This is a genomic window from Candidatus Neomarinimicrobiota bacterium (assembly GCA_022560655.1).
In the GTDB taxonomy this organism is placed as follows: Bacteria; Fidelibacterota; Marinisomatia; order SCGC-AAA003-L08; family TS1B11; genus JADFSS01.
This window is the reverse complement of the sequence record JADFSS010000007.1, coordinates 49509-60478: the sequence shown is the minus strand read 5'-3', so window position 1 is coordinate 60478 and position 10970 is coordinate 49509. Positions and strand designations below refer to the sequence as shown.

Below are 10970 nucleotides of genomic sequence, written 5' to 3'. Positions count from 1 at the left end.
AGGCATACCCGAGCCACTCCCATGGTTGGCGCCGCTGTCGTAACTTATCCTATTCATGAATAGTCTCGTCTTCATCCTTCCCATCTTCCTGATCCTGTTCCTGCTATTCATTTATGTTGTGCCGGTGGGATTGTGGATCCAGGCGCTGGTCACCATCGGCTGGCGGCAGATCTCATTGATCAAGCTGGTCATCATGCGCGTCCGCCGGATACCTCCACGCCAAGTAGTGCACGGGATCATTAACCTGCACAGGGCAGGTCTGCGGCAGATCAGCTCCGAGAACCTGGAGACGCACGTGCTTGCGGGCGGCTCGCTCCCGAGGGTGGTGAACGCCATGATCGCCGCCAACAAAGCCAACATTCCGCTGGATTTCGCCACGGCCACGGCCATTGATCTGGCGGGACGGGACGTACAGGAGGCCGTGCAGACCAGCGTCTATCCCAAGGTGATCGATGTCCCCAAAACGGGCGCGATTCGAGCAGTTGCCAAGGATGGCATTCAGCTGAAGGTCCGTGCGCGTGTTACGGTGCGTACCAATATTGCGCAGCTGGTGGGCGGGGCTACGGAGGAAACCGTGATTGCCCGGGTGGGGGAAGGTATCGTCAGTGCCATTGGCTCGGCAGAAAACTACAAAGCCGTGCTGGAAAACCCGGACACGATATCGCGGGCGGTACTGGATCGCAGTCTGGACGCGGGCACGGCCTTCGCCATCCTCTCGATTGACATTGCCGATGTGGACGTGGACAAGAATGTTGGCGCCGACCTGCAGACGGAACAGGCCGAGGCGGACCTGAAAGTTGCCCAGGCCAGGGCGGAAACACGGCGGGCCATGGCGGTAGCGGCCGAACAGGAGTTTGTGGCCAAGGTCGAGGAAATGCGGGCCAAAGTGGTGGAGGCAGAGGCCGAGGTGCCCAAGGCAATGGCACAAGCGTTCAGGGAAGGCAATTTGGGCGTGATGGACTATGTGAACATGCGGAATGTTCAGGCTGACACGGAGATGCGCCGGTCTATTTCCGAGCCCGGCAAGCGGGGCACGAGCGCTCCCGGCGGACCAGAGGAACCGGAAACCAAGGAGTAGCTGCGATGTTTGACAATCCGATCTTCTGGATTGTCGCTATCTGGTGGCTGCTGTCTAGAGTATTGGGCGGCAAGGCCCGGAAAAAGCGGGCGCTGGCCCGTCAGGCAGCTCAGCGGAGCGCCTACGAGGCAGAGCAATCTGCCGTGGCAACCGACATTGCGTCCGACATTCCTGTTGAGCCGGGGCCTGAGGCACTGTCTGTCGAGCCGGAGCGGCCCGAACCGGGATTCGAAGCACCCCAGCCCTCCGCACCACCACCCTTGCTCAGGCGCGAGCCATCGCTGGAGGATTTTCTCCGCGGTCTGGGCCTAGGCAGGCAGCCTGCGCCGCAGGTTATGCAGCCGGAGTTTGATGAAGCCGAGCCGGCCGCCCAGCCTGAGCCCGAACCCGAGCCGCCCCCGGAACCGGAAAAGGTGCGCCCAAGGCGTACCGCCACGAGCGCCTATTCAGTATCGGCGGATGCCTACGAAATCGCTGACCTAGCGCCCCGCTCGCACTGGGAATACCCCCTGCTGGGGCGTAGCCTCCTAGCCGAGTTGACGCCGCTACAGCAGGCGGTGGTACTGCGAGAAGTCCTGGACGCACCCCGTGGCCTGCGCCGGGGTATCCGCTAGCTTGGCCTACAGGGCCTGGCAGAGCCTGCAGGAGGTCGAGCGCTACGCCCGTAAGCGGTACCGCCACTGGGACCAGCGCTGGCTGCACCGGCGGGAGCAGCGACTGGTGGCAAAACTTTTCGCAGATCACGGCTTGGGCGGCACCATCCTGGATGCACCCGTTGGCTACGGGCGCTTTCAGGCGCAGCTGGCCCAATTCGGCCAAGTGCATGCCTTGGACGCTAATACCTTTGCGCTCCTTTACCAGCGCTCCACGCCGGGTCTGGCGAAGTCGTCCGCTGCAGGCAGGGCCGAGGGGCTGCCGTATCGTGACGACAGTTTCGACGTGGTTTTCTCGTTGCGCCTGCTGCAGCACATCCATGAGCGGGACGAACGAATCGCTATTTTGGAGGAATACAAACGGGTGAGCCGACGCTGGGTACTGGCGTCGCTCTACCTGGACACTGCTCTGCACCGTCTGCACCGGCGCATGGTGCGGCAGCCGTCCAGGATAACCATGCTATCCCGGCGTGATCTGGAGTATGAGGCCGCCACAGCCGGGCTCGAATTGGTCCAGGTGCGGGCCGTGCTGCCGTTCCTCCACGGCCAGCGTCTCTGTCTATTTACCGTTTAGGAGTCGTCGCAGCCGCAATTTCCACTGGCGGCGGGCCAACCGCTGACGCCGGTAGCGGGCATAGCCGCCTTCCCAGTCCACTTGGGCGTCATTCCCGGCGGCATAAACCTGAAAAAATGTGTGTCGCAGCCTGCGAGAGATCTCGCTGTCGCGGGCAGCGAAGCTGAGCCGGGCCAGGTCCACCAGCCGCTGGCGGGGCGACAGCCGAGGCCTTTGGCGGGCCCGGTTGAGGTCCACGATGTGAACCAGCCCGTCACCATCCACCAGGAAATTGCCGGTGGTCAGATCCCGGTGAAAAATGCCGGCCCGGTGCATGCGAGCGATGCTCTTGGCCAGGTCGGATACCGCCTGCTCCATGAGGTCCTGTGGTGCGTCGGATTTCAGCAGGTCGCGCAAGGTCTGGTGGGGGTGGATAGCGGCAGCAACGAAAAAACTGTCGCGGATAACCCCTCGCCTCCGCTGGGCGAAGACGTAAAGGGGTTTTGGGGTGCGAACGTCCGCCTGTCGCAGGGCCTGGGCCACTTCCCAGCTCGTCCAGGCACGTCCCCGTGCAAACGGGCTCAGCGTGCCCTGCAGCCTGTTGCGCCAGCCGAACCATTTGATCACCACAGGACCCTGGCGGGCATCCAGGCGGGCCACCAGGTTAGGGTCGCGATCGTAGACTTCAACTGCCCTTCCCTCCGCCTCCGACCTGCTGGCAAGGTCATTCTTGGTCAGGGGTGGCGGAAGTGTGCCCGCGGTGCGGCTAGAGGTGGAGAGATCTAGGATTCGGGCCCCATCATGAGCGTGTCGAAGAGCCGTTGGAGTTGGCGGTTCAAATCATCCAGTGTTCCGTTGTTGTCAATGATGTGATCGGCTTGTGCACGGCGCTCCTCATCGGTCAATTGCAGAGTAGCCCGCCGCCGTAAGTCGTTCTCCGTGAGGTTCCCCCTGGCCAGGGCCCGCTGAAAGCGTAGGGCTTCGTCGGCCACCACCACGAGTGTCAGGTCCAGCCCCAGCTCCATGTGGGCCTCAAAGAGCAGGGGCACATCCAGCACATACAGGGCCACCCCCTCCCTGCGAGCAGTCGCAATCCCACGGTCAGAGGCAGCAATAACCTGCGGATGAATGATGGCGTTGAGGCGTTGCTGGGCCTCGGGGGTGGCAAAACTGGCGGCGGCCAGACGGTGGACATCGATGGCGCCCGTATCGTTGAGCACGGCTTCGCCGAAGGCAGCTTGCACTGCGCGGCTAACATCCCTATCGTTCATCAGGATCTGTTTGGCCTCCACATCGGCGTCGAACAGACGGGCTCCGCGGTCGGCAAAGAAGCGTGCGGCTGTGGATTTGCCTGAGCCGATGCCCCCTGTGATACCCAGCGTCAACATATTGCGGCGGGCGGTCTGTCTGCTGCCGGCATGGGGCGCGTCTGCTTCAGAGCGTCAGGATGGCTCCGGCAAAACCGCCAGAATCTGCTGAAAGACCTCGCCTGCTGAGCCCTCCCCATTCACCTCGGCGATCAGCCCAGTAGGCCGGTAATATGAGAGCAGTGGCAGGGTCTGCTGGCGGTAAGTTATCAACCGCTTCCTAATGGTCGCGGGCTTGTCATCGTCTCGTTGGACCAGCTCTTTGCCGCCGCATCGATCGCAGACCCCCATGATCTGAGGTGGCTGAATCACCAGATTGTAGACGGCGCCACATTGGGTGCAGGTGCGGCGGGCGGTGAGGCGGTGAAGGAGCACATCCTCCTTGACGTCAATGACGATAATGGCATTCAGGGCCACGGCCAGACGCTCCAGGATGACGCCGAGCCCCATCCCCTGCGGCACCGTGCGGGGAAACCCGTCCAAGATGAATCCGTTGGCGGCTTCGTCGTCGCTGAGTCTGGTTTTGACCATGTCCAGGATGATGTCATCGGGGATAAGTTTTCCCTCCGCCAGCGTTTTCTGGGTCTGCCTGCCCAGGTCAGTACCGTCGCGGATGTGGTCCCGGAGCATGTCGCCGGTAGAAACCTGCGGGACGCTGAAGTGCTCTGAAATGAGTCGTGACTGGGTGCCCTTGCCCACACCGGGAGGCCCCATAAGGATCAGACGCACTGCTAGATAAGGATCCCGGCGAGGGAGGCGGTGAGCCAGGAGGCCAGTGCTCCGCCGAGCATGGCTTTGAATACAATTTTGGCCAGATCCTTTCGGCGGGAGGGGGCAATGCCGCCAATGCCGCCGAGTTGAATACCGATGGAGGCGAAGTTGGCAAAGCCGCAGAGCGCATAGCTGGCGATGATGGCGGCGCGATCGGAGATGGCATTTTCGGCACGTAGCGCGCCTAGGTCGCCGTAAGCGATGAGCTCGGTGAGCACCAGTTTTTCGCCCATAAGCGTCCCCAGCATGTGCGCGTCACTCCAGGGTACTCCCATCGTCCATGCCAGCGGACTGAATATGTAGCCTAATATCCCCTGAAGCGTGAGGCCGTCAAGTCCCAGCACCCCGCCGGCAAGTCCCAGCACCCCGTTAATCAGGGCCACCATAGCCACGAAAGCGATGAGCATGGCCCCCACATTGGCAGCCAGCTTGAGCCCATCGGTGGCGCCCCGTGCCAATGCCTCCATGGCGTTATCATCCACTTTTTTCACACTGATTTTCAACTCCCCGAGGGTCTGGGGTTTCTCGGTCTCAGGATAGATGATCTTCGCCATGACCAAGGCCGCCGGGGCACTCATGATCGACGCGGCCATAAGGTGGCCGGCAATACCGGGGACATCGGGCAGCATTTTCACATAGATGGCCATGACCCCACCGGCAACGGTGGCATAGCCGCCGACCATTACGGCGGTGAGCTCCGAGCGGGTCATGCCCTCTATGAACGGGCGAACCATGAGTGGCGCCTCCGTCTGTCCCACGAAGATATTGGCGGAGACACTCAGCGTCTCGGCGCCGCTGGTGCCCATGGTCCTCTGCATGATCCGGGCGATACCCTTAATGGCTCGCTGCATGATACCGAGATGGTACATCAGGGCCATGAGCGACGAGAAGAAGATGATGGTGGGCAGCACCCGGAAGGCAAAATTCAGCAGGGGCGCCTCGACGACCCCGCCACTGAAGGACTTGAACAGAAAGTCGCTCCCAGCATCGGAGTAGGCCAGCAGCTGACGGATCAACTTATCCACGAGACTGAAGAAAGGCTGGCCGATGGGCGACTTCAAAATGAACAGGGCAAAGATCAGCTGCAGCCCGAGACCCCAGCCCACCAGGCGCAGATTGATGGCCTTGCGGTTGTTGGACATGGCCAGGGCCAGGCCCAGCAAGACGAACATTCCGATGATGCCGGTAAAGCGTCCCATTAGTCCTCCGGTGGCTCGAAGCAGCTGCGGCAGCGGGCCTCGTAAATATCGGTCTCGCCGATGAGGATCTGGCGGTTGTCCTGGGTCAGCCGCTGGGTGAAGTTGGCCGGTTCTCCGCAGCGCATGCAGATAGCCAGGGTTTTGGTGACGTATTCCGCTTCTGCCATGAGTTGGGGGATAGCGCCAAAGGGCTGCCCGCGGAAGTCCTTGTCAAGGCCCGCCACAACGACCCGCTTGCCCTGCTCCGCCAGATTTTTGACCACCGCCACAATGTCGTCGGTAAAAAACTGGGCCTCATCCACGCCGATGACGTCGGCCTCATGGGCATGCCGCAGGATTTCGTCAGCGGTATCCACCGGGGTTGAAGGTATGCGCAGCTGGCTATGGCTGACGATCTCGTCGGCGCTGTAGCGGTCATCCATCCTGGGCTTGAATATGGCCACGGACTGCCGGGCGATTTGGGCCCGTCGGAGTCGCCGGATAAGCTCCTCGCTTTTACCGCTGAACATGCTGCCGCTGATGAGCTCGATCCAACCGCCATGCCCGGCGGGTCCGTGCTCGGCAGGGCCATGTTGGGCGCGGCGGGTCATGGAGCAATAACTTTACCGGTTGGCATGCCCTCACCCAGCAGGGCGAGAATTTTGGTGGTGAGAATGTCAATGGCCACACGATTTTGGCCGCCCTCGGGAATGATGATATCTGCGTAGCGTTTGGTGGGCTCCACAAACTGGGCATGCATGGGGCGCACAGTCTTGTAATATTGATCAACTACCGATTCAAAGGAGCGGTTCCGTGTTTTGACGTCTCGCATCATCCGGCGGATGAAGCGCACATCAGCTGCGGTCTCGACGTAGATCTTGATATCCATGAGCTCGCGTACGTCCGGGTCGGTGAGAACGAGGATGCCTTCCAGAATGATAACGCGATGTCCGCTGATGTGGCGAGTCTCGGGCTTGCGCGAGTGGGCAGTGTAGTCGTAGATGGGCACGTCCACCGATTTGCCCTTCAGCAGCGCCTTCAGGTCCTGGCGCATGCGTTTGAAGTCCACCGAATCAGGGTGGTCAAAGTTAATGCGGGCCCGTTCAGCGGGCTGCAGGTGGCTCAGATCGTGATAGTAGGCGTCCTGTTCCAGCGCTACGACCTCCTCGCGGCCCAGCTCTTTCATGAGGGCCTCGGTAATGGAGGTCTTGCCAGACCCGGTTCCACCGGCGATGCCCAGAAGAATGGCCCTGGACTCAGGTCTGCTCGAAATCAAAAGGATTGGGCAACAGTTGGGAAGTTGTGAACTGGGCGCTGGAAGTATCTTCGTCGCCGACGACGTGAATGGGAATCTCGCCGCACTGTTCGTGGATCACCTGCCGGCAGGCACCACAGGGTGTGGCGCCGTCGCGGGAGACCACCGCCAGGGCCTGGAAGGTATGTTCACCAGCGGCAAGGGCGGCAAAAATGGCCACGCGCTCAGCGCAGATCGTGGTGGAAAATGCGCCGGATTCCACATTGCACCCCAGATGGATGGAGCCACCAGCTGTAAGAACGGCAGCCCCCACTGGGTAGCCACTGTACGGCGCCCGTGCCCGCTCCCGGGCAGTGCGTGCCTGCCGAATCAGCTCCTGTAAATCAATCATGCTTAAATGTAAATTTACGGCCCAGACGGGTGATTCCCATGTAGGAAAAACCGGCCAGAAATCCGCCAATATGACCGAACCAGGCAACGCCGCCCGACGCTGGGTCACTCAAGCTGCCCAGCCCCGAGATGGCCTGCATCAGGAACCAGAAGCCTAGTACCACCGCCGCCGGCAGTCGGATGGTGGTCACGAAAAAGACGAGGAACACCAGCACATGAACGCGTGCCTTGGGATAGCGCACCAGGTAGCCTCCCAGTACGCCGGCGATGGCCCCGCTGGCGCCTACTACAACTACCTGACTCTCGGGGAGGACAGCCGCCTGCAGCAGGCCGGAGGCCAAGGCTGCCAACAGATAAAACAGCGCAAACTGCCGGTGCCCGAGAGCTCCCTCAACGTTATCTGCGAAGACGTAAAGGAACAGCATGTTGCCGATGATGTGAAACCATCCGCCGTGGAGAAAGGTGGAGGTGATGATGGTTAGAGCACCGGGCAGGAGCTGCACGTCCATCAAAGAGCTTGCGTTCAAATGGATATAGATTTCACTAAGGAGCTCTTGGTTGTAAGCGAGGATTGAGAGCGTATCGCCACCCCACAAGTGAGCCGGAATGATGCCGTAGCGTAGAGCAAAGGCATGCTGGGCGATGGGGCCGGGCAGTAGCGATTGATAGAGGAATATCAGCACATTCACCACCAGTATGCCATACGTGACATAGGGCACCAATATCTGCGGGTTATCGTCGCGGTAGGGAAAAAACATTACTGGATGAAGAACTCGATTGCGTGAGTGGCGGTGTTGCCCAGCTGATCCGTAGCGGTTACGACCATGTGATGCCGACCGGGTGACAGCGGCCTGGGCGGCACGTAAGTGACTAGGTTTCGCAACGTATTATATTCAAATATGCGGGGCATGCCATCCAGTGTGAGCGAAATGGCCGTCTCGTCGGCGATGCCCGTCACGGTATCTTCGACATTGATGCGAATGCGTTGCAGGTCGGCCCGCCTGTATGTGGCGCCTGCATCCGGCTCGCGGAACTGGATGTGGGGAGGGTCGTTTTCCTCCAGCAGGGCAAAAATTTCGCCACTTGAACTGAGGGTGCGATAGGTGCGGGAGGCTACCAGCTCAGCACGTGTGTGCGAGCCAGCAGGGTCCATGAACTCCCAGCCGTCTTCAGCGTCCAGATAAAAAATGCCGGCATGCTCTGGCAGGAGGCGGTTACCAGGGACGGTGAACTGCAGGCGCATGGGGCCCTTGAACGGCCGGGTGAACGGCTCCACAGCGATAGGCAGCACCACCATGCGAGCGCCCCGGGGTGGCTTCACATCCGCCTGGGACAACCACACGAATGTGCTGTCGTAAAATGTGCCGGGCCGGAAATCCACAACAAAGTTCCCTCCCGGGTCGGCCAGCTGGCCCCGCTCCGTGGGAATTGCCACCTTGCTGACAGTGGGCATGCGTACCTCGTAGGGTGGGCTTAGATCGACGCGGACGATGACCTCCTCCAGTCCTTCCAATTGGGCAAGGTGGAAAGTGGGGGACAGATAAGCCACGGGGCTTACCATGCGGGTTGCATACCGGTGGACTCCTCTATTGGTCCGCAGGAGCATCTCCGGTGCGGTGGGCAGGTAGAGGTCGCTGGTAATTTGGAATATGACGCCGCTGTCCAGGTGCTGGGTCTGGAGTGTAAACTGGCGCTGCCGGGCCAGATCCTCGCTTGCCATGAGGCTTACGTGGACCGGTTCCAGCCGGGCGCCCCAGCGGTCGACGCCGACGATCTGTACGATCCGACCGGTGCTTGCCCGGCCGGGCACGACAAACCGCTGCCGCCGCTTCAATGGCTGGCTGAGGCTGTGGCTGAACCTCTCCAGCTGCTCCCCGCGCTTGTTGAAGATGAACGCGTGATAGGCCCGCAGGGGTGTGCTGGCGTCCAATGTGACCACCCACCCTTTGTCACGGCGCGACCAGGCTGCCGCCGCCTTGAGCCGGGTGGGTGGGGTGTAGGCCAGGACACCGGTGAGGGTGGCAACGTTGTACACTTTGTCCCAGATCTTAACGGTGAATCGGTGATAGCCCGGGGACAGCTCCATGATACCCCGGGAGTTCTCGCGGACAAACGAAAGTGAGTCGCTGTGGGGGCTTGTAAAGAGCCGGTGGAAGTCGGCCCGGCTGCTGCGCCATTGGCTGTGGTCCCGCTCCAGTTCCACCAGGGGGCCCTCCGCAAACCGAAAACGGTCAAACTGGACGCTGTAGTGCCGGGCGCCATCCACAGTGAGGCTCAGCCCGTATACGGTGGGTTGATATCTCGACTGGGGCAATCGGTCGTGGGCTTCTACAGCCAGTCCAAAGGGACCGTTCACGGCAATGGTGTCACGGATAACATAACGCCGGGGCCGCACTCTGCGTGCGGTGAGCACTGTAGGGAGGGGGCTGCCGTGGGCCACCGTTTCGGTCCCGAGGGGGATTACGGCTAGGGAGACGAACTCCGGCGGGACATCATCATCAAACTCGAACCCATTGACCAGGGGGTTAAGAGGACGGTTACGGGCATCGCGCAGTTCGAAATGCAAGTGCGGCCCGGAAATGGTGCCGGTGTCACCAGTATAGCCGATGAGGTCACCTCGCCTGACGGGATTTTCGGTGCGCTGGAAACGCAGGTCCAGGGCATACGTCCCCTGCCGTTCCTGCAGGAATCTAACCTGCTGCTCCAGCCGCCGGGAAAACTTCTGCAGGTGGGCATATACTCCTACACGCCGGTCTTTGAGTCGCACGTAGAGCACCTTGCCATAGCCGTTAACGCCAACCAGCAGCCGTTCCACGTAGCCGTCCTCAATAGCGTAGACCTCGTAGCCCGTGATGCCCTTGGTGGATATGTCCAGGCCGGCGTGGTAGCGGCGGTGACGCATAGCACCAAAGGTGGCTGTGATGCGGTCGCTGGCCTCGGTGGGCCAGTGGTAGGTCTGTCCACCAGCGGTAGTGGCCAGCAATAATAGACCCAGTAAGGTGAGCCGGTGAATCTGAGGCATTGGTTTCACGGAGCGGAAAGTTAAAACAGAGCCGCCTCCCCGGTTGGGATAATCTGGAGTGAGGCATGTGCGTCGCCTTGGGCTGCTGTGATCGCTTTCCATGTGCATGCCGGTGTGCTGAGAGGTAAATTAGGCGGCCCGCCTGACCAGCACCACCATGATAATGACCACCCGATTTCGACTCTACAAGGCCTTGGGCTATATTACGTCGGCACCGCGGGGGATTGAGTTTTCTCTCCGGCAGCCCCAACCCAGGAACCTGCTGTTCATGTTCCCTTTGCAAAAGGAACACATTGAGGCCAGCAGATTCCTCTTCAAGAAGCTCATGCAGCACGTGAAGCGCGACCTGATCCGTGTGGCTGTGGCAGATACCTTTCGAGACGACCTGAGTGGCCCCAGAGAAGTAGTCTTTTACTATCCCCTGCTGCAGCAAAGTCCGCCCGTGTTTGATCTGGATGTAATGCTGGCCCGCTTCCGCCGTGAGACCTTCGAGGCGGTGGTTAATCTGGAGCCTGAACTTAACGTCCAATTAGCCAGGGTTATCAGCGTGATTGAAACACCGCGACGCATCGGATTTGCAGGCCCATTTGCTGACACACTTTACAACATCCAAATTCATCCACGATCCAACGGTCGGCTGAGGAAATCATACGCCCAGATGCTCAAATTGTGTGATTTGGGTTAACCGGGCCGCTCACCAACC

Annotated in this window: 13 protein-coding genes; 4 read left to right on the top strand and 9 right to left on the bottom strand. The window is 60.6% G+C overall.

Features of this window, described 5'->3' with window-relative positions; translation table 11 throughout:
• The first annotated feature begins 55 nt into the window (after positions 1 to 55).
• From floA to IH971_02415, 3 genes are read left to right on the top strand one after another with little or no spacing between them, the layout of a single operon-like run.
• Positions 56 to 1078, top strand: coding sequence for a flotillin-like protein FloA (gene floA / locus IH971_02425; GenBank protein MCH7496689.1), 1023 nt, complete (start codon positions 56 to 58; stop codon positions 1076 to 1078).
• A gap of 5 nt (positions 1079 to 1083) precedes the next feature.
• A complete protein-coding gene (locus tag IH971_02420) occupies positions 1084 to 1692 on the top strand; it encodes a hypothetical protein (GenBank protein MCH7496688.1) in 609 nt (202 codons plus the stop codon).
• 1 nt (position 1693) lies between these two features.
• Positions 1694 to 2305: a methyltransferase domain-containing protein gene (locus IH971_02415; protein MCH7496687.1), complete on the top strand. Its 612-nt coding sequence runs from the start codon at positions 1694 to 1696 to the stop codon at positions 2303 to 2305.
• Here IH971_02415 and IH971_02410 read toward each other — a convergent pair.
• From IH971_02410 to IH971_02370, 9 genes are all read right to left on the bottom strand, one after another.
• Positions 2291 to 2944: a phosphotransferase gene (locus IH971_02410; protein ID MCH7496686.1), complete on the bottom strand. Its 654-nt coding sequence runs from the start codon at positions 2942 to 2944 to the stop codon at positions 2291 to 2293. The genes IH971_02415 and IH971_02410 overlap by 15 nt on opposite strands.
• A gap of 122 nt (positions 2945 to 3066) precedes the next feature.
• Entirely contained in the window at positions 3067 to 3672 is a 606-nt protein-coding gene (locus IH971_02405; protein MCH7496685.1) for a dephospho-CoA kinase, read from the bottom strand.
• A 54-nt stretch (positions 3673 to 3726) separates the two neighbouring features.
• Positions 3727 to 4380: an adenylate kinase gene (locus IH971_02400; GenBank protein ID MCH7496684.1), complete on the bottom strand. Its 654-nt coding sequence runs from the start codon at positions 4378 to 4380 to the stop codon at positions 3727 to 3729.
• A 2-nt stretch (positions 4381 to 4382) separates the two neighbouring features.
• Positions 4383 to 5621, bottom strand: a complete 1239-nt coding sequence (locus IH971_02395; protein ID MCH7496683.1) for a NupC/NupG family nucleoside CNT transporter — start codon at positions 5619 to 5621, stop codon at positions 4383 to 4385.
• Positions 5621 to 6211 (bottom strand): thymidine kinase, encoded by a 591-nt coding sequence (locus IH971_02390; GenBank protein ID MCH7496682.1) that lies wholly within the window; start codon positions 6209 to 6211, stop codon positions 5621 to 5623. The genes IH971_02395 and IH971_02390 overlap by 1 nt, the downstream gene beginning before the upstream one ends.
• On the bottom strand, positions 6208 to 6873 hold the full coding sequence (udk, locus tag IH971_02385) for a uridine kinase (GenBank protein MCH7496681.1): 666 nt from the start codon (positions 6871 to 6873) through the stop codon (positions 6208 to 6210). The genes IH971_02390 and udk overlap by 4 nt, the downstream gene beginning before the upstream one ends.
• Positions 6857 to 7246 carry a cytidine deaminase gene (cdd, locus tag IH971_02380; protein MCH7496680.1) on the bottom strand — a complete coding sequence of 130 codons (390 nt, stop codon included), beginning with the start codon at positions 7244 to 7246 and terminating at the stop codon, positions 6857 to 6859. Before cdd ends, udk begins: the two co-directional genes overlap by 17 nt.
• Positions 7239 to 8003 (bottom strand): rhomboid family intramembrane serine protease, encoded by a 765-nt coding sequence (locus tag IH971_02375; GenBank protein ID MCH7496679.1) that lies wholly within the window; start codon positions 8001 to 8003, stop codon positions 7239 to 7241. The genes cdd and IH971_02375 overlap by 8 nt, the downstream gene beginning before the upstream one ends.
• Positions 8003 to 10267 carry a M23 family metallopeptidase gene (locus IH971_02370; protein MCH7496678.1) on the bottom strand — a complete coding sequence of 755 codons (2265 nt, stop codon included), beginning with the start codon at positions 10265 to 10267 and terminating at the stop codon, positions 8003 to 8005. The genes IH971_02375 and IH971_02370 overlap by 1 nt, the downstream gene beginning before the upstream one ends.
• Before the next feature lie 163 nt (positions 10268 to 10430).
• On the opposite strand from IH971_02370, the gene IH971_02365 reads away from it, so the two are divergent.
• Complete coding sequence (locus IH971_02365) at positions 10431 to 10952, top strand: hypothetical protein (GenBank protein MCH7496677.1); 522 nt, start codon at positions 10431 to 10433, stop codon at positions 10950 to 10952.
• Positions 10953 to 10970 lie beyond the last annotated feature (18 nt).